The sequence below is a fragment of the Arthrobacter sp. UNCCL28 genome (assembly GCF_900102805.1).
Taxonomy (GTDB): domain Bacteria; phylum Actinomycetota; class Actinomycetes; order Actinomycetales; family Micrococcaceae; genus Arthrobacter; species Arthrobacter nicotinovorans_A.
This window is the reverse complement of the sequence record NZ_FMWE01000007.1, coordinates 143,606-161,628: the sequence shown is the minus strand read 5'-3', so window position 1 is coordinate 161,628 and position 18,023 is coordinate 143,606. Positions and strand designations below refer to the sequence as shown.

19 protein-coding genes are annotated in these 18,023 nt (G+C 63.3%); 11 read left to right on the top strand and 8 right to left on the bottom strand.

The genetic code is table 11. The annotated features are described in order from the left end of the window. Window positions 1-296: 296 nt before the first annotated feature. A complete protein-coding gene (purB, locus tag BLQ01_RS17890; protein WP_091553420.1) occupies window positions 297-1,703 on the bottom strand; it encodes an adenylosuccinate lyase in 1,407 nt (468 codons plus the stop codon). Between the two features lie 167 nt (window positions 1,704-1,870). Here purB and BLQ01_RS22715 point away from each other — a divergent pair, with 167 nt between their 5' ends. Together BLQ01_RS22715 and BLQ01_RS17880 are read left to right on the top strand one after the other, a co-directional pair. Next, window positions 1,871-2,182 carry a hypothetical protein gene (locus BLQ01_RS22715; RefSeq protein ID WP_026543037.1) on the top strand — a complete coding sequence of 104 codons (312 nt, stop codon included), beginning with the start codon at window positions 1,871-1,873 and terminating at the stop codon, window positions 2,180-2,182. Next, window positions 2,182-3,525, top strand: a complete 1,344-nt coding sequence (locus BLQ01_RS17880) for a hypothetical protein (RefSeq protein WP_254779519.1) — start codon at window positions 2,182-2,184, stop codon at window positions 3,523-3,525. Before BLQ01_RS22715 ends, BLQ01_RS17880 begins: the two co-directional genes overlap by 1 nt. Before the next feature lie 12 nt (window positions 3,526-3,537). On the opposite strand, the gene BLQ01_RS17875 is transcribed toward BLQ01_RS17880, so the two are convergent. After that, window positions 3,538-3,966: a phage holin family protein gene (locus tag BLQ01_RS17875; protein ID WP_026543035.1), complete on the bottom strand. Its 429-nt coding sequence runs from the start codon at window positions 3,964-3,966 to the stop codon at window positions 3,538-3,540. Between the two features lie 72 nt (window positions 3,967-4,038). Between BLQ01_RS17875 and BLQ01_RS17870 the strand changes: the two genes are divergently transcribed. The 5 genes from BLQ01_RS17870 to BLQ01_RS17850 all read left to right on the top strand — a co-directional run bounded on the left by BLQ01_RS17870 (window position 4,039) and on the right by BLQ01_RS17850 (window position 9,952). Continuing rightward, on the top strand, window positions 4,039-5,157 hold the full coding sequence (locus tag BLQ01_RS17870) for a histidinol-phosphate transaminase (protein ID WP_175493480.1): 1,119 nt from the start codon (window positions 4,039-4,041) through the stop codon (window positions 5,155-5,157). Window positions 5,158-5,307: 150 nt separating this feature from the next. Further along, window positions 5,308-6,501: a pyruvate dehydrogenase (acetyl-transferring) E1 component subunit alpha gene (pdhA, locus tag BLQ01_RS17865; RefSeq protein WP_091553267.1), complete on the top strand. Its 1,194-nt coding sequence runs from the start codon at window positions 5,308-5,310 to the stop codon at window positions 6,499-6,501. Then, window positions 6,501-7,481 carry an alpha-ketoacid dehydrogenase subunit beta gene (locus tag BLQ01_RS17860; RefSeq protein WP_026548502.1) on the top strand — a complete coding sequence of 327 codons (981 nt, stop codon included), beginning with the start codon at window positions 6,501-6,503 and terminating at the stop codon, window positions 7,479-7,481. Before pdhA ends, BLQ01_RS17860 begins: the two co-directional genes overlap by 1 nt. A gap of 73 nt (window positions 7,482-7,554) precedes the next feature. Then, on the top strand, window positions 7,555-9,180 hold the full coding sequence (locus BLQ01_RS17855; protein WP_091553265.1) for a dihydrolipoamide acetyltransferase family protein: 1,626 nt from the start codon (window positions 7,555-7,557) through the stop codon (window positions 9,178-9,180). An 88-nt stretch (window positions 9,181-9,268) separates the two neighbouring features. Next, window positions 9,269-9,952: a phosphatase PAP2 family protein gene (locus BLQ01_RS17850; protein ID WP_175493486.1), complete on the top strand. Its 684-nt coding sequence runs from the start codon at window positions 9,269-9,271 to the stop codon at window positions 9,950-9,952. 57 nt (window positions 9,953-10,009) lie between these two features. Here BLQ01_RS17850 and BLQ01_RS17845 read toward each other — a convergent pair whose 3' ends face one another. The 3 genes from BLQ01_RS17845 to BLQ01_RS17835 all read right to left on the bottom strand — a co-directional run bounded on the left by BLQ01_RS17845 (window position 10,010) and on the right by BLQ01_RS17835 (window position 12,227). Further along, the gene (locus tag BLQ01_RS17845) at window positions 10,010-10,321 is read right to left on the bottom strand and encodes a hypothetical protein (protein WP_035761329.1); all 312 of its coding nucleotides are present in this window, start codon (window positions 10,319-10,321) and stop codon (window positions 10,010-10,012) included. 173 nt (window positions 10,322-10,494) lie between these two features. Beyond that, complete coding sequence (locus BLQ01_RS17840; RefSeq protein WP_026543028.1) at window positions 10,495-10,923, bottom strand: universal stress protein; 429 nt, start codon at window positions 10,921-10,923, stop codon at window positions 10,495-10,497. Next, window positions 10,920-12,227, bottom strand: a complete 1,308-nt coding sequence (locus BLQ01_RS17835; protein WP_091553263.1) for an aminotransferase-like domain-containing protein — start codon at window positions 12,225-12,227, stop codon at window positions 10,920-10,922. The genes BLQ01_RS17840 and BLQ01_RS17835 overlap by 4 nt, the downstream gene beginning before the upstream one ends. Window positions 12,228-12,338: 111 nt before the next feature. Here BLQ01_RS17835 and BLQ01_RS17830 point away from each other — a divergent pair, with 111 nt between their 5' ends. From BLQ01_RS17830 to BLQ01_RS17820, 3 genes are all read left to right on the top strand, one after another. After that, window positions 12,339-13,187, top strand: coding sequence for an isocitrate lyase/PEP mutase family protein (locus BLQ01_RS17830; protein WP_091553260.1), 849 nt, complete (start codon window positions 12,339-12,341; stop codon window positions 13,185-13,187). 90 nt (window positions 13,188-13,277) lie between these two features. After that, window positions 13,278-14,309, top strand: coding sequence for a hypothetical protein (locus BLQ01_RS17825; protein ID WP_091553259.1), 1,032 nt, complete (start codon window positions 13,278-13,280; stop codon window positions 14,307-14,309). After that, window positions 14,290-14,829: a hypothetical protein gene (locus BLQ01_RS17820; RefSeq protein WP_091553256.1), complete on the top strand. Its 540-nt coding sequence runs from the start codon at window positions 14,290-14,292 to the stop codon at window positions 14,827-14,829. Before BLQ01_RS17825 ends, BLQ01_RS17820 begins: the two co-directional genes overlap by 20 nt. 101 nt (window positions 14,830-14,930) lie before the next feature. On the opposite strand, the gene BLQ01_RS17815 is transcribed toward BLQ01_RS17820, so the two are convergent. From BLQ01_RS17815 to BLQ01_RS17805, 3 genes are all read right to left on the bottom strand, one after another. Then, window positions 14,931-15,428, bottom strand: coding sequence for a DUF1990 family protein (locus BLQ01_RS17815; protein WP_091553416.1), 498 nt, complete (start codon window positions 15,426-15,428; stop codon window positions 14,931-14,933). Window positions 15,429-15,574: 146 nt separating this feature from the next. Then, window positions 15,575-16,438, bottom strand: a complete 864-nt coding sequence (locus tag BLQ01_RS17810) for a hypothetical protein (RefSeq protein ID WP_254779531.1) — start codon at window positions 16,436-16,438, stop codon at window positions 15,575-15,577. 167 nt (window positions 16,439-16,605) lie between these two features. After that, window positions 16,606-17,172 (bottom strand): NAD(P)H-dependent oxidoreductase, encoded by a 567-nt coding sequence (locus tag BLQ01_RS17805; protein ID WP_026543022.1) that lies wholly within the window; start codon window positions 17,170-17,172, stop codon window positions 16,606-16,608. Between the two features lie 120 nt (window positions 17,173-17,292). Here BLQ01_RS17805 and BLQ01_RS17800 point away from each other — a divergent pair, with 120 nt between their 5' ends. Continuing rightward, window positions 17,293-17,898 carry a TetR/AcrR family transcriptional regulator gene (locus BLQ01_RS17800; protein ID WP_175493479.1) on the top strand — a complete coding sequence of 202 codons (606 nt, stop codon included), beginning with the start codon at window positions 17,293-17,295 and terminating at the stop codon, window positions 17,896-17,898. The last annotated feature ends 125 nt before the right edge of the window (window positions 17,899-18,023 follow it).

Here is an 18,023-nt window from a genome sequence, read left to right as displayed (position 1 = left end):
GCTGTCCAACCGCCGGGCGTGGGCGATCACTCGTGCCCGTGTTTCGCTGCCCTCGCGTCCGTGATGTCCCATCCAGCTTAAACGCCGACGGCGGGCCGAGGCACCCAGCCCCGGCCCGCCGTCGTCGAGCATTTGATCCTGCTGCAGGTGGTCCTGGCTGCGGTGGTTCTTACTGCAGTAGCTGTTACTGCAGGTGGTCCTGACTGCACAAGGGCGTGACTGCAGGTGGGTATTACTGCAGGTGGTCCGGAGTGCAGCTGGCTCTTACTCCAGGTGGTCCTTACTTCAGCTGAGTGTTACCGCAGGTGGTCCACCAACTTGTCGGCGATGCCCGTGTACTTGCCAGGGGTCAACGCGAGCAGGCGTGCTTCGGCGTCGGCGGACAGGCCGAGCCCCTGAACGAATTCCTGCATACGGGCTCCATCCACGCGCTGACCGCGGGTGAGGTCCTTCAGCCGTTCGTAAGGGTTTTCCATGCCTTCGACGCCGGCAATGGCTTCTGCGCGCATCACCATCTGGATGGCTTCACCCAGGACTTCCCAGTTGGTGTCGAGGTCGCCGGCAAGGACTTCCTCGGCGACGTCCAGGGCTTTGAGGCCCTTGGCTACGTTGGAGATGGCCAGCAAAGAGTGGCCGAAGGCGACGCCGATGTTCCGCTGGGACGAGGAGTCCGTGAGGTCGCGCTGCCAGCGGGAAGTAACCAGGGTGGCGCCCAGAGTGTCCAGGAGGCCGTTGGAGATCTCCAGGTTGGCTTCCGCGTTTTCGAAGCGGATCGGGTTGACCTTGTGCGGCATGGTGGAGGAACCCGTGGCACCGGCAACCGGGATCTGGCGGAAGTAGCCGATGGAGATGTAGCTCCAGATGTCAGTGCAGACGTTGTGCAGGATGCGGTTGAAGCGGGCGATGTCCGCGTAGAGTTCCGCTTGCCAGTCGTGGCTTTCGATCTGTGTGGTGAGCGGGTTCCACGTGAGCCCAAGGCCTTCTACAAATGTCTTGGCTACGGCTTCCCAGTCAGCACTAGGGACGGACGCTACGTGTGCTGCGTAAGTGCCCGTGGCGCCGTTGATCTTGCCGAGGTATTCGGTCTTGGCGATGCGCGCCAGCTGGCGGTTCAGGCGGTGCGCAATGACGGCCAGTTCCTTGCCCAGCGTGGTGGGTGTGGCGGGCTGGCCGTGCGTGCGGGACAGCATGGGGACAGCGCGGTTCTCCTCCGCCATGGCCTCGATCTGCTTGACGAGGGCGGCAGCGTTGGGAAGCCATACGTCTTCCACGGCGCCCTTGATGCCCACGGCATAGGAGAGGTTGTTGATGTCCTCGGACGTGCAGCCGAAGTGGACCATGGCCGTCAGGTTCTCGATCCCAATGGCCGGCAGGCGACGGCCGATGTAGTACTCCACTGCCTTGACGTCGTGGACAGTGACGGCTTCGATCTCGGCGAGCTCATTGACCGATGCGGCGTCGAAATCGGTGACGATGGCCCGCAGCTGGGCGATTTGTTCCTCGGACAGTGGGCCGGCGCCGGGCAGCACGGACTGGCTGGTCAGGTGGATGAGCCACTCCACTTCGACGTGTACGCGATCGCGGTTGAGGGCAGCCTCGGACAAGTAGTCAACGAGGGGTGCGACGGCGGCACGGTAACGCCCGTCGAGGGCGCCAAGGGCGAGAGGTTCGGAAGCGAGGGACACGCGAGGGGATTCAGCCATGGTGCCTATTCTTTCATGTTCCGGCATAGGGCCCGAGTCGATGACGGCGGCTATGTGGACATGGTCCTGCGTTATCCACATACGCAACAACGACGCTTCCTTGGAGGTCTACGGCTCCGTAGCGTCGGACCTACCGATCAGCAGAACAACCAACGGAGTAAACGGACATGAGCGTCGGCTTGATGCCTGCAGCCAACCCGCCCACTTTCGACCCCCTGGAGTGCGCTTCCCGAAGCCACGACGTCCAACGGCTCGCCTGGCGTATCAAAACGTGCGTGGACCAAACAGACGCCGTTCTCGCGTCCTTGCGCAGAATCCAATTGGACGATTGGCAGTCTCCCGCAGGTCGGGCCTACCGGACCACAGTCGCCCTGCACGCCTCTGCGTTGATGCGTGCCCGTCAGTCCCTGGATGCTGCTGCTGCCTTGATCCTGCGCCATTCCCAGAGCGTTTCAGTTTCCGCAGGGAAGGGGCAGTAATGGCCGATGCAGCTCCCGTGGGAGCCGGCGGAGCGCCCCGGCCACTGCCGCCGGCGGCGGACGGAATTCTCACGATACGCGGCGGCGTGGGAGGAATGTCATTTCAGTTGGAAGAGCTTCTACGGGGCGTCGCGCAACTGGATGACGTGGTTGAGCAGCTTCAGGGAATCGAGGACGAAACCCGCCGCGTCCAGGACGAGCTCGAGTCGTTTCTCTACGACTCCTACGAAACCGGCTGCAATGCCTTCAACTCCGTTGCAGAGAGCGGCAAGGGCGTTGCCAGGGTGCGGCAGGATCTGGTGGAGGTCAGCGCGGGTGTCCGCGCCAGCCATCGTGACTACCAGCTGGTGGAGGCGCGCAACGGGCTCCCGCAGAAGCTGGGTTTCGATCAGCTGCGGCTCTCCGGGGTTGGGTTGCTTCCCGGCCGTGACATGACGCATAACTTCCTCAGGGGAGTCCTGGTTCCACCGTGGGCGGAAACAAGGGACATTCTTCACGGCATTTTGGAGTCGCCGCTCCTTGGAGCGCTTCAACCCCGGAACGTCAGTATCGGGGGAATGGAGCAATCCACTGAATATGTGGATCCCTCCATGGCGGAAAGCCTGAGGCGTCTCGAGGCCCTGCACGCCCGCAACAGCGGTGAGATCGAGGTTATTGAGTTCGAACAAAACGGTGCCTCCTCCTGGATGGTGCTGATACCCGGCACCCAACCGAACTCGCCCAACACCAACCCCCTCGACGTCCCTGGCATCGGTGACGCTGTTGCCTACGACTCCGAAGAAGTCGTCCAGGCGGTTGGCGAGGCACTTCATGCGGCCGGAGCGGAAGCCGGAGACAGTGTGGTGGCGGTAGGGCACAGCCAAGGAGGCGTCCATGCCATGAACCTCAGCCGGAACAAGGCGTTCCTCAGCGAATTCGACCTCAAATACGTGCTGACGGCCGGAGCCCCTGTTGGTGGAATTACCCCGGAACCGGGTATCAGTTCACTCCACTTGGAACATGTTCAGGACTGGGTCCCCGGAACGGACGGCCGCGTGAACAGTGACACGAAAGACAGGGTGACGGTATCGCTGACAAACGAGGTCAGGACACCCGACGGTCAGGATCCCGGCCTGGGCCCGGGCCACGATCAGGAGAACTACGCCGAAGGGGCAGAACTCGTTGCCGCAAGCCATGACGAGTCACTCGTTGCTTCCACGGCTGTCTTCACAGGTGTGGTTGGTGCCGGTGGGGTAGCCACAATTTCCCGGTTCAAACTGGAGCGGGCGCCATCGCCGCCTTCTCCGCCGGCCGTGGAAGCTCCAAGTGTCCGGGAAACCAAGCGCGATGCTGGAACGCGGTAGGGGCCGCTGCTCCTACCTCTTCCGGGTTCCAGGGATCAGGCCGGCCACCATTGAGATGATGCTGATAATGAGCGATGCCAGGATGGCCGTCCAGAAGAACGAGTCGAGGGTGAGGTGTACGGGCGTGAATGAGCTCAGCCAGGCGGTGAGGTACAGCATGGCTGCATTAATCACGATAGTGAACAGGCCAAGCGTCAGGATGGTGACTGGAAGGGACAACAGCCGGACCAAGGGACGCACCACTGCGTTCACAACACCGAAGATCAGGCCGATAAACAGATACGCCAGGATGATTCCGGCCGTGTCTGCGCCCTGGGTCAGTCCTGCATTGGTGGCGGCCTTTTCGGTGGCGCTGGTAGTGATGTCCATGCCTTGCAGCAGCCAGGTGGCCACCCACAGGGCAAGGCCGTTAATGAGGACGCGAATGATGAATGAACCCATGGGCCCATGGTTACACACGCACCTGATAATCAGCCCAGCGGCAGGCATGCGCAGGCAAGTAGGCTTGAAGCCATGACTACTACTGACAACGCACCGGAGGGCGTACTCCCTCGCCCGGTCGTGGACAGGCTTCCTAAGTATGCGGCTGGCAAACCCCCCGCTGCGATCGAGGGCCTCACCAGCTACAAATTGTCGTCCAATGAGAACCCGCTGCCGCCTATTCCTGCAGTGTTGCAGGCAATTGCCGACCAGTCCGATATCAACCGCTACCCCGATCCCCTCGCCACCAAGCTGAGGACGGCTTTGGCCGGCTTCCTTGATGTCCCCGCTGACGACGTCGTCACCGGAGCAGGCAGCCTTGGGGCTTTGAACCAGATCCTCGCAACCTTTGCCGGACAGAATGACGACGGCAAACAGGACGAGGTCATCTACGCGTGGCGTTCGTTCGAGGCATATCCCATCTGCGTCGGCCTTGCAGGGGCCGCCAGCGTCCAGATCCCGTTGCTGGCCGACGGGCGCCATGACTTGGAGACCATGGCCGCGGCAGTCACGGTGCGCACCAAGGTAATCCTCCTCTGCACTCCAAACAACCCCACAGGGCCGATTCTCACTGCGGAGGAAACTGAGCGCTTCATCCAGTCGGTTCCCCCCAACGTGGTGGTGGTCATCGACGAGGCTTACCAGGAATTTGTCCGGGACGCTGCTGCAGTGGACGGGATCAAGCTTTACCGCACGTATCCCAATGTCGTGGTGCTGAGGACCTTCTCCAAGGCCCATGGGTTGGCCGGACTGAGGGTCGGATACAGCGTCTCGGGTCCGTTGCTCACCCAGCACCTCAGGGTTACCGCCACCCCCTTCGCCGTTTCCCAGATCGCTGAACGCGCCGCCGTAACCTCCATCGAGAATTTTGATCAGGTTGTGGAAAGGGTACAAAGCCTGGTGGACGAAAGAGACCGCGTGACGGCTGGCCTTCGGGAGCTTGGATGGTTCGTTCCAGAGGCGCAGGGAAACTTCATTTGGCTAAACCTCGGACAGCACAGCGGCGAGTTTGCGGCCTTGGCGGCGGAACGCGCGCTCTCAGTCAGGGCCTTTGCCAATGAGGGCGTCAGGGTAAGCATCGGCGAGGTGGAAGCCAACACAAGGTTCTTGGAACTCTGTGCAACTTATACAAAGGCACCGCTGCGTTCCTAGCGGTTAACAAATGCGCCAACCCAACTTACTGCCGATAAAGTAAGGGACGAAAGCCAATAATATGCCCGTTCCGGAATACATTCCGGAACGGGCATATATCCCAGCGACAGACACTGCCCGGCGCCCCGCCGCGGTAAGCAAGGAGACGGAATGGGCTCGACACAACTGCCCCCCGGGACGGAAGAAACTCTCGCGGCAACCTCCGCGGCAGCAGCCGCGCCAGGGGAACTGGTGGAAATGGTTCAGTTGCTGGGCCCTGACGGAAAACTGGGCTCGGATCCTGTCTTCTCGGACTATGCCAAGCGCATCGACCCGGAGAAGCTGCGCGTCTTTTACACGGACATGGCCAGAATCCGTCGTTTCGACCAGGAAGCCACCGCCTTGCAGCGTCAGGGTGAGCTCGCCCTGTGGGTGCCGTTGACCGGCCAGGAGGCGGCCCAGATCGGTTCGGGGCACGCCAGCCAGGCCCAGGACTATATCTTCCCCACCTACCGTGAACATGGCGTTGCACTTGTCCGCAACGTAGACCTCGCTGAGCTCCTCAAGCAGTTCCGGGGTGTCTCCAACGGTGGCTGGGATCCCCGCGAGAACAACTTCCATTTGTACACGCTGGTCCTGGCGGCCCAAACGCTCCACGCAGTTGGCTATGCCATGGGCATCCAGAGGGACCAAAAGCTGGCAGCGGCCACCGATTCCACGGATCCCAAGGCCGCCGTCATCGCATACTTCGGAGACGGTGCCAGCTCGGAAGGCGACGTCCATGAGTCCATGGTCTTCGCTGCTTCCTACGACGCACCTGTGGTGTTCTTCTGCCAAAACAACCACTGGGCCATTTCGGTACCCACCGAAGTCCAAACCAAGGTTCCGCTGGCCAACCGTGCCAAGGGCTACGGGTTCCCGGGAATCCGGGTTGATGGCAACGACGTCATCGCCGTCCATGCCGTCACCGAGTGGGCTCTGGAGCACGCCCGTGAGGGCCGTGGTCCTGTCCTGATCGAGGCCTACACCTACCGGGTTGGCGCGCACACCACTGCTGACGACCCCACCAAGTACCGCGAATCCGCCGAGGAAGCTGCCTGGCGCGAGAAGGATCCGCTGGACCGCTTGGAGAAATACCTGCGCGCCGAGGGGCTGGCGGACGAGGCATTCTTTGACCAGGTCAAGGCCGACGGCGATGAGCTGGCCAAGTACGTCCGCAGCACCACGCATGGCCTTGAGGTTCCCGACATCAGGGATGCCTTCGCCAGTGTTTATGCCGAACAACACCCGCTGATTGCGGAGGAACTGGCCTGGTTCGAGGAATACTCGGCCGGCTTCGAAAGTGACGAGGAGACAGCTCACTGATGGCAACCATGACCATTGCGAAGGCCATCAACGAAGGTCTCCGCGCATCGCTGACCAACAATCCCAAGTCACTGCTCATGGGCGAGGACATCGGGCATCTTGGTGGTGTCTACCGGGTTACCGACGGACTCATCAAGGAGTTTGGTGAAGAGCGTGTCCTGGACACGCCTTTGGCGGAATCGGGCATTGTGGGCACCGCAATCGGCTTGGCCCTGCGTGGGTACTCTCCCGTATGCGAGATCCAGTTTGATGGCTTTGTCTACCCGGCTTTCAACCAGATCACCACCCAGCTGGCCAAGATCCATGCCCGCAGCCTCGGCAAACTCACCGTTCCGGTGGTCATCCGCATTCCCTACGGTGGCGGTATCGGCTCGATCGAGCACCACTCCGAGTCGCCGGAAGCACTGTTCGCCCACACCGCGGGATTGCGCATCATTTCCCCGTCCAATGCCCACGATGCCTATTGGATGATCCAGAAAGCCATTGAGTGCCAGGACCCGGTCATCTTCTTCGAGCCCAAGCGCCGCTACTGGCTCAAGGGTGAAGTGGATGTCCAGAATGCCGGCCTGTCCGAGGATCCCTTCAAGGCACATGTAGTCCGCGAGGGCACGGATGCCACCATCGTGGCCTACGGACCGCTGGTTCCCGTAGCCCTGGCCGCAGCCAACGCTGCTACGGAGGACGGCCGGAGCATTGAGGTCATCGACCTCCGCTCCATCTCGCCCCTGGATTTCGACACCGTGGAAGCCTCGGTCAAGAAGACAGGGCGCCTGATCGTCGCCCACGAGGCACCCACGTTCGGCGGCATCGGAGGCGAGATCGCGGCTCGTATCAGTGAACGGGCGTTCCTTCACCTCGAGGCCCCCGTGATCCGCGTTGGCGGGTTCCACATGCCGTATCCCGTTGCCAAGGTGGAAGAGGACTACTTGCCGGACATCGACAAGATCCTGGAAGCACTCGACCGCTCGCTGTCCTACTAGCGCTTGCTGGCCCACTCAACCGCCCTGATCCTGCCCGGCTTCGTTGCCTGGTAACCGGAAATCGAGGACCACTGTGACTGTAAAGAAATTCAACCTGCCGGACGTCGGCGAAGGCCTGACCGAGGCCGAGGTAGTGGCTTGGAAGGTCAAACCGGGCGACGTCGTAGCAATCAACGATGTCCTGTGTGAGATCGAAACGGCCAAATCCCTGGTGGAACTGCCATCTCCCTTCGCCGGCACAGTGACTGAGTTGCTGGTGGAAGAGGGCATCACTGTGGAGGTCGGCACGGCGATCATCGCTGTGTCCGAAGGTGCCGAAGGTGCGGAAGGACCTGCGGCTTCAGGCAGTTCCGGGGGTGCGGTGGCCGAAGCGGCTCCGGCGGCTACCGCCGTCGAGATGCCGTTGTACGGCAAACTGAGCGTCGACGAGGACCATGATGACAACCGTCCTGCCGGCGGTCCGCTTGTAGGTTCGGGTCCGAAGGCCGACGCCGTCAAGCGCCGCGCCCGGAAGCGTCCGGCCGGTTCGGTCGAAGCGGCCACGGTCGCCGAAAACGCCGAGGGCACGGTCCAAAACCACCAAGCGGTAGTGGAAGCCAAAGCGGACGAAGTGCCCGTTTCCCACCGCACGACGCCGGTGCGCGCCGCTGCTGCACCCGGCAGCCAGCCTCCGGCTGCCCAGGTGGCAAGCACCCAGGTGCCGGCTGCTTCGGCTCCTGCCCCAGCAAGCAACGCCGCGGGTACGCCGATTGCGGCTTCCCGGGGTGCGGCCATCAGCGGCACCATCAGCGGCTTGGTCAACAAGGTTTTGGCCAAGCCCCCTGTTCGGAAGTTTGCCCGCGATCTGGGCATCGACCTCGCGGACGTCGTGGCCACGGGCCAGCGGGGCGAGGTCACACGCGAGGACCTTGTGAGCTACCAGGCGCAGCGCGATGCCGAGCACGATCAGGCCGACTCATTCTGGGGCGCCTCCAAGAAACCGCAGGACCAGCGCATCGAGCGCCTTCCAGTCAAGGGGGTTCGGAAGGCCACCGCCAAGGCAATGGTGGAGTCGGCATTCTCCGCGCCGCACGTCAGCATCTTTGTGGACGTCGATGCCAGCCGCACGATGGAGTTCGTCAAGCGGCTCAAAGTCTCCCGGGACTTTGAAGGAATCAAGGTCTCGCCGTTGCTGATCCTGGCCAAGGCCGTGATCTGGGCGGCGGCCCGAAACCCCAGCGTCAACGCCACATGGGTGGAGAACGCAGACGGAAACGGAAACGCTGAGATCCAGGTCAAGCACTACATGAACCTGGGCATCGCAGCTGCGACTCCCCGGGGCCTCATGGTCCCCAACATCAAGGACGCCCAGGACCTGTCCCTCAAGGAATTGGCCTTGGCCCTGAACGATCTGGCCACTAAAGCACGTGCAGGCAAGACCCAGCCGGCGGAGATGCAGGGCGGAAGCCTGACTGTCACCAACATTGGTGCACTTGGCATCGACACCGGAACCCCCATCATCAATCCGGGTGAGGTCGCAATCATTGCGTTCGGAACCATCAAACAGAAGCCATGGGTTTTGGACGGTGAAGTCATTCCACGCTGGATCACCACCCTTGGCGGATCCTTCGACCACCGGGTGGTTGACGGCGACTTGTCGGCCCGCTTCATGGCTGACGTAGCGGCCATTCTTGAAGAACCGGCGCTGTTGCTTGACTGACCGGCAAACAACCCCGGGTCCCGGGACGGATTCCCACCCGGAAGGTGCCTCCCGCGCGGCAGGCGCCCCTAACTCGGGTGGCGCTTCGATGGCCGGACCGGACGGTGCTTCCGCGGCTGCACCGGCCGGGGCTGGGCTGGCGGTTGCCGATGCCGGCCATGTTCCCCCGCAGCTTGTAACGGGCCACTGGCGCACGTTTGCCCGGGTTCTGACGGAAGTATTCCAGCCGCCGGTTGTGGTGATGGTGCTGCTGTTGATCAGCCCCGCAATCGAACCCGGGTTTCCTGGAACCATGTGGTTCGGACTCCTGGCCGCAGTGTTCGTCTGCGTCTTGCCGCTGGCCTACGTGCTGGTGATGGTCAAACTGGGCAGGATCACAGACCACCATGTCAGCGACCGACGCCAGCGCCCGGCGTTGCTGCTGATGGCCCTGGTCTCAGTGGTGGCCGGGCTGGGCGTATTGGAGCTGTTGAACGGCCCTGCCAGCGTCTCGGTGATGATCATTGCGCTCATCGGAGGCATCGCCATCTTGGCCGTGGTGAGTGCCTTTTGGAAGATGAGCGGCCACGCCTCTGCCCTGGCCGCGGCGGCTGTCATTGTGGTGGCCATGTTCGGAGCTGCCTGGTGGCCGGTGTTGCTTCTGGTCCCGGCAGTGGGCTGGTCGCGGTTGGTCCTGCGCGCTCACACCCTGGGCCAGGTCATTGTGGGCTCGCTGTTCGGCGGAGTGGTGATCGCCGGATTGTGGTGGCTGCTGCGCGAGTGGATGCTGTAGCGGCACAGCGGCACAGCGGCACAGCGGCACAGCGGCACAGCCGCGCAGTTTCGGCGCCTAGAACGCCGGGTAGCTGACCAGAAGAGCCTGGAGTTCGGTGGTGGACATGTTGTTTGCCATCTCCACGCTGATGCCCATGGCGACGGCGGCGATGGTTACCATGGCCACGCACGCCACGGACAGGAAGCGCCAGTCCTTGCGGAACACGCTGCCGAAAGTCTCGGGCATGTCCAGGCCTGGGGTGATCATGTTGGGCGCGCTGTCCCAGGAGCCGTCGTCGAGCATCGCGATGACGCGGTCGTTGCTGCGGTCAAAACGCATGGTGCTGATGTTGTTGCCGTGGCGGGCAAGAAGGATGTCGTGTCCCACGCGCTGGCGCGGCTGCAAAGTAAGCAAGAAAATGATCCCCTGAAGTCAGTAAGTGGAGGTGGCACGCGCCATTGGGGGCATTTCGATTTTATAACGATGACTTCAGGAGCCCGGCCCAAAAGACGCCAAATGCCGGGTGAGGCTCCCCACCCGGCGGCGTGATTCAGCTCGCTTTACGGCTGGTCGGTCTTGGCGATGTAGACGTCGCAGGGGGCCGTGTGCGCCACTGTGTTGGCTACGCTGCCAAGGACGCGTCCCAGGCCCTGCATGCGCCGGTTACCCACCACGATCAAGCTGGCGTCCTGCATTTCGGCTTCCTTCACCAGTGCTTCACCAGGCTTTCCGCGCGCCGCAGAGTAGGTGATCTCGAGGCCTTCCTGCGCCAGGCGTTCTGCCACGGTGCGTGCCACGGTTTCTGCTTCGGCGGCGTCGGACACGATCCACTTGTCGGTGCCGATCTCCACCACCTCTGTGCGGTTGCTGTCGAATGCACTGACAACGCGCAGGCTGGCTCCGAGGCCAATGGCCAACTGCCGGGCGGCTTGGGCTGCCCTCATTGCCGTCTCGCTGCCGTCTACTCCGACAATCACAACTCCGGTCATTGTGTTGCTCCTTCATTGATGGCTGTGATGGCTTCTGCCAAAACTGGTGCCAGGCGGCGGACGCCTTCGGTAATGGTATCCGGCGGTACCGCGCTGAACGCCAGGCGCAGCTTGTTGGAGGGGCTGTCCGCGGGTGAGAAGGCTGCTCCGGGAATGAAGACGACTCCGGCGTCGATCGCTTTGCCCAGCAGGGGATAGGTATCCACGCCGTCGGGCAGCGTGACCCACACGAAGAAGCCGCCGTCCGGCCGCGTCCAGGTCAGGCCTGCCGGCATGTACTCCTCAAGTGCCGAGAGCAAGGCCTGGCAGCGCTCAGCGTAGAGCGTGCGGTAAGTGTCGATCTGGCCTTGCCAGTCGTATTCCCGGAGGTATGCCGAGACCAGCATTTGGTTCAGTGGCGGTGGGCAGAGCGTCACTGCCTCGGACGCGAGGTAGAAGCGGCGCTGGAGGTGGGCAGGAACAAGCGCCCAGCCAATCCGGAGTCCGGGAGCGAAGATCTTGGAGAACGAGCCGAAATAGATGACGTCGTCCGGGTTCGCGGCACGCATCGGCGCTATGGGATGCCCGTCGAAGCGAAGGAGTCCGTAGGGGTTGTCTTCCAGGACAATAATATTCGCCTTGCGGCATATATTTACGATCCGTTGCCGGCGCTCCGCTGCCAACGTGATGCCGGAGGGGTTGTTGAAGTTGGGAATGGTGTAGAGGAACTTGATGTTCTTGCCCTCGGACTGGAGCGCCGCGATCCTGGCCTCAAGAAGCTCCGGCACCAGGCCGTCGTCGTCCATGTCGATCGGCTCCACCTCAACCTGGTACGCCTCGAACGTGTTCAGCGCGCCGACGTAGGTGGGGTTTTCCACCAAGACCACATCACCGGGGTTGCAGAAGACCTTGGTGGCTACGTCCTGCGCCGACTGCGAGCCTGCGGTGATGACGACGTTTTCCGGCAGGGCGTCGGTAATGCCCTCGGCTGCCATGACATCGCAGATCTGCCGGCGGAGTTCCTCGGTACCTTGGCCTCCGCCGTATTGCAGGGCGGTCATGCCTTCCTCGGCGATGATCCTGGCGGCGGTCTGTCCCAGCTTCTCCAGGGGCAGCGACTGCAGATACGGGTTGCCTCCGGCAAGGGAGACGAGCCCCGGGCGCATGGAGATGTCGAAGACATCCCGCACGGCGGACTGTTTGATATTGGCGGCCCGCGCGGAGAAGAGTTCCTCGTGCGGGTGGGCGGCCGTGGCGGCACGCTCAATGGCGTCGATGGCTTCAGCGGGCAGCGTTGCGCCGGCATCCAATGTTTCGTGGGTCACAGTGACAGGATACTCCTCGATGTTGCTAAAGAGGCAACATCTGTTTCCCAAATTCTTCGAGTGTGGCTCTCCGCGCTTTACGCATCCATCCGGAACGGCTGGAATGTAGCTATGACAGCGCATCAGGCATCCGTGACCAAGGCCGAACAGTTCCACAAACTCCACGACGCCGGGCCCACGCCGCTGGTGCTCGTCAACGTTTGGGACGCGGCGTCCGCACGTGTGGTGCAGGAAGCAGGAGCGACGGCGATCGCCACGTCGAGCTCCGCGGTCTCCTGGAGCCTGGGGTTCCGGGACGGCGACCACGTTCCGTGGGGTCTGGCCATGGCTGCGCTTGGCCGCGTCGTGGGCGCTACAACGCTGCCCGTCACCGCAGACATAGAAACCGGCTACGGGCGCACCGACGACGAACTGAGGGCCACCGTCCACGCCGTCCTTGATGAAGGCGCCGTAGGCATCAATATCGAGGACTCCGGCGAGGAACCACTTACCGACACCGCCGAACAGTCACGCAGGATCGCCCTCATCCGGGCCGCTGCCGACGACCGCGGGATTCCGCTGTTTATCAATGCCCGCACCGATACGTTCCTGTCGGGACGATTCGGGGACTCAGCTTATGAGGAGACGCTGCGTCGTGCGGACTCCTATGTCGCCGCCGGTGCCGACGGCGTCTTCGTGCCCGGCGTCGTGGATCTCCATGTCCTCCATGAACTGTCAGGCCGGATACCGGCTCCGCTGAATGCGCTGGCGGGAGTCGGTGCGCCGTCGCCGTTGGAACTGCACGACGCCGGAGTGCGTCGCGTCAGCATCGGCGGCAACACCGCCAAAGCCGCATACGCCAAGGTCGCCCGGGTGGCGACTGAGATTCTGGGGGACGGCAACTGGGCAGGGCTGGCAGGCACGTTCAGCCACGACGAGATGGACGCACTCTTCGAGGAAGGGCCTCGTTACGGCGGGTGAACCATGCGACGGCGGCGCCCGCCTCAAAATGTCGGACCCCGCCGGTAGCTTGGGATCAGAAACAAAAGCCACCACGGCAGGGGAGTACGGATGGCACGACGCAGTGTGCAGTTCTGGCGCATCGAGCAGCTGAACGGTGAAGGGCTGAACCGTCCATTTCCTGCGCGCCGCGTCGCGGAGGTCCTGAAGAAGGCCCAGGACTCCGGGATTGACCGGCATTTCACCAGCGTGGATGGAGCTGTCTTGCTGGCGCAGGCCGTGGCGTCCTCGCCCTTTCCCGTGGTGTTGCTGGACCGGGTCCGGGACACCAACCTGCCAAGTGTCGGCGACGCCCTTGGCCGGCGTAAACCGCTCCCGTTGGCTCCTGGTGACCACCTTCTGGAAACCACATACTTCGCGTTCCTGAAGAGGAACGTCGTTGCCGTGCTCACCAGCGGCAACGGTCCCCGGGCGTCCCGGATGGGGGATTACCTCGGTGGAATGCTGGGGCTCGAGCCTGTCCTGGTACCTGTGGTGAGGGAAGACATCGAGGAAATTCTTGCCAGGCTCGAAGTGAGCCGTTTCGAATTCGCCCTTCCCGCTGAACGTCTCACGGGAAAGCTGATGGAGGGCGAGTGGGCCGACGTCCTGGACAGTGCCTCGCGCCTGATGAATGAGGGCACGTTCCGCATTTCGCTCAGTGTTGGGCGGGCAGGAAATGCCGAGGACAAGCAGCGGATCAGGGACCGCATCCAACACCTCATCGACCTCTTCCGCAGGGCCGGTTCCGTGGAGCACTTTGACTACGTGGTGGCCGAGGGCAAGGATTCCCTGACGGGGGACAGGGAAGTGGTCGATCTGCTCAAGGAGCGTTTCATCTCGCACATCGAGGTTGACCCGGATGTTTTCAACGATCCCCAAAAGTCGGTGGCCGAGGCCGTTGCCATCCTCAACAAGCAGGCCAGGGACAACGAGGCATTCTTCGCCAGGACCCTCCCGGACGTCAAAGGCTCTCCTGACAGCGGCCTGGTGCCGGACATTGTCGCCGGCGGAATGGCCGCCGTACGGGAAGCCCTCGCTGCGGCCATAGCCTCTGAGGAAGCCACAGCAGGCGGTGCGGGCCATGAGCTTGTACGAGGTTGATATTGAACGCCCCGGGCGGCGGCGGACTGTCTGGCGCTGGTTCCTTCTCCATCCCACTGCCGATTATCTGTGGGCAGCGCTCGCCGTCCTGATCTGGCTGGGGATCGCGCTGCTGGCACATCAAACCTTGATGCTTGAAGGGGCCGACGCCGGGACCCGCCGCGCTCTCTTCCAGACTCTCGCCACCTTGGCAGGAGCAACGGCCGGTCTGACCCTCACCAGCGTTTCCATGCTCATCAACGTGCTGGGCAAGAAGGCCGCGCCGGGTCAACGCGAGCTCCCGCTTGAGAGACTCTCGGCAACGCATCGGCGGCAGATCGGTGAAGTATTCCTGTTTGCCATCCCGGGGTTGGGCCTGCTGGTGGTCGCTGCGCTGGTCACGATGGTACTCGAAGGAGGCGGACCTACGGGGCTGTGGATTCCTGAAGCAGTGGTTTTCGTACTGGCCTTCGCCTCCGTGCTGGCCCTGTTGCGGGTGGCGTGGGCCTTGCGGCGGGTGCTGGCCATCGCGACAGCGTGAGCAGTTCGGCATGAGAGGGAGGCGCTGACCGGGCGGCATGACCGGAATATATGAATGACCGTAACAGCGTGACGGGCTCGCGGCGCCGGGCGCGCCGCCGGTCAGTACAGTGCTCTGAGATACCGTCGCCGGACCACCTTCTGCAGCATCAGGAGAGCCGGGTAGAACAGCCTCCACGGCTGCTGGGACGCCGGCCCGGTCAGTGATCGGATCGTCAGACTCACCTGGTCCCCCACCCGCTGCACAATGAACGCCTCTTCGCCGGACACGGGATGCCCCGGGAGGGTCCGGTACGCGAAGCCAACCCGGTCCGGTTCTTCCACCACCGCAACCACCTCCACGGGTTCCAGCACTCGGAAACCGAGGAAATGTGCGGTCACCACCAAGCGGTCACCAACGGAGACCGGCCCGGACGAGTCCACGGAGAAGCCGCTCGAAGTCTTCACTCCCCACCGAAGTACCTGCTCCGTGATGCGTTCCCAAAAAACGCCGTCTGCTCCGCCACCGGATTCCCCGACTCCCGCGATCACGACTGATATCTCGGAGCGGCGGTAGCCCTTGGCGGCAGGTGGCCACTCGTGCAGATCCGGACTTGTCATGCAGCGTTCTCCCACGTTGTTCCCCATCGTTTTCTCCGAGTCAGTCTGCCAAGGTGCCGTGACGTTCCGGCCGGCAACGTCATACCGGGCCGGAAATGTGCCACAGCACTCAACAACAAGCCGGCAACGGAATGGCAATCGAGAGCTCACCTTACGCTCAGGGCCTCCGTCAGGGTCCTGCCATTGACGTAGATTTCAGCGCGCGACGCACCGCTTGCCGCGACGATTGTCTGGGTCAGTTGAGCCTGGATGCGCGGGATGTCGCATACGCCTCCGGGCCGCAGAGATCCGCTAAGGTTCACTATCACCGTGGAACCGCTCATGTAGCCCGAGAGATAGCGCAGCGAAGAGTCAGCCAGTGCGTCGTAAAGGGCGGCATTGCTGTCCACAGGGATGCCGGCTTCCAAGAGCCGTCCGAGGGCGACGCTCAAGGGGTCCCCGGGCCCGGCCACGCCGCGGACAGGAACCAGGCTGTCGTTGCAGCCGAACCGCACGCCGCGCGAGCCGCCGTCGTCGATTGCCACGTAGTAGACCGCGGGACCGGAGGTATCCACTGTCACCACCGTGCCGGTTTCGGAAGGCTCCGGAGCGCTGGTCCCCGGTTCGGGGGAAGGCGCGACGGCGGTGCGCGCCTGCGTGGGGACCGCCTCGGAGGGAGCCGGGCTGGCGGAGGGCGCGGCACTGGGTGCAGAGACTATGGGTGCCGGGTAAGAAGAAGCGGAGGCCGGCGTGGAAGTGGGCGAGGGGTCGGCGATGGACGGAGTGCCTTGGGCGGAAGGTGTCGGGGCGGCAGACGTTGAAAGCGACGAAGCGGCCGGTGGGCTGACGAAAACGGTCGGCAAAGGAGCCGCGCTTCCGGCTTCGGTTCCGGTGGGACTGCCGGTGCCACCAGGACCGGCAGTGCAGCCAACCAGCCCCAATCCGAAGACGAGGCAGGCAGCTGCGATCGTCGTCGTGCCCTTGATTCCCCGTCCGGCATGCATGACAGCCCCGCGCTCCTGTCCGTCCACCTGTATCTCCAACGTTAGGACGGGTTGGCCCCGGACAACATCCCGCTAGGGTGACGGTTCGGACAAGAGTTGATCACGCCGGGACCGTCAAGCGATTAGGAAGGTGCCGGATACGCGAATGCCCCCGCCCCGCGGAAAGCGGAACGGGGGCATGGACGGCGAAATGGCTAGGCTGCTGCTTCTTCGTCCTGGACGGCGGTCAGCGGCTCAAAGATGGCCTTGATCTGCTCTACGACCTCGGCGTCGTCCTTCGGGTGCAGTTCAGCGAAGCGGATCATGGAACCCGGAACGGCCAGCTTGACGTCTTCGAGGACCTTGGCGCCGGCAATGCCGGCAGCCTTGCGGGCCTCGTCCTGGGCCCACACGCCACCGAACTGGCCAAAGGCGGTACCGACGACGGCGGTCGGCTTGCCGGAGAGGGCGCCGGCGCCGAACGGGCGGGACAGCCAGTCGATGGCGTTCTTCAGCGATGCAGGCATGGTGCCGTTGTGCTCGGGGGTGACCAAGAGGATGGTGTCGGCATCGGCTGCTGCGGCGCGGAGGGCGGCGGCTTCGGCGGGGACCTGGCCTTCGACGTCGATGTCCTCGTTGTAGAACGGGATGGTGCCCAGTGAACCGTGGATCTGGACGTCAACGTTCTCCGGAGCGTTCAGCTGGATGGCCTCGGCGAGCTTCTTGTTGTGGGAATCGGCGCGAAGGCTGCCGACGAGGGTAAGAACGGTGCTCTTGGACATGGTGTCTCCTTGTGTCTGGCCGGTAGTAGTGCCGGCCGTTCGATGTCTTGGCTTTGTGGCCTTCATCGATACTAAACGGACTATGGTCCGCTTTCTATTCCCGGGGTCTAGAATATTTCTGTGAGCTCGATCCCCATGAGGCCGGACGTGCCCCTAGGCGCGCCCCATGAGCGCAGTGACGCAGCGAGGAATCGCGAGCGCCTCCTCGTTGCTGCCCGGGATCTTGTGGCCGAATTCGGCGCTGAGGCACTGACCATGGACGCGCTCGCCTGCAAAGCGCAAGTGGGCAAGGGAACTGTCTTCCGCAGGTTCGGCAGCAGGGCCGGGCTCATGATGACCCTGCTCAGCGACTCCGAGTCAGAGTTCCAGCGCGGCTTCATGTTCGGGCCGCCGCCACTCGGACCCGGTGCCACGCCGAAAGAACGCCTCATTGCTTTTGGCGAGGGGCGGATCTACTTCGTCCTGGAAAACGGCGAACTCCTGAAGGCGGCCGGCGCCGCCACCCGCAACCGCTTTGATGTGCCGGCCACCAAGCTTTCGCACCGCCATATGGAAATCCTGCTCCGGGAGGCTGGAATCGCAGACCCGTGGGTCATGGCCATGTCCCTGACCTACGCGCTGGACCCCGAACGAATTGTGGACGACGTCCGGGTCCGCGGCATTTCGCCTACGCGCCTGAGCGACTCCTGGCGTGAGCTGATCACCCGGCTGCTGCCCGCGGCCTAACGGCACCCCCTGGTGGCGCCCGGATGCTGCCCCCGCCTGTCGGCGTAGCCCCGCCTGTCGGCGTAGCCCCGCCTGTCGGCGTAGCCCCGCCTGTCGGCGTAGCCCCGCCTGTCGGCGTAGCCCCG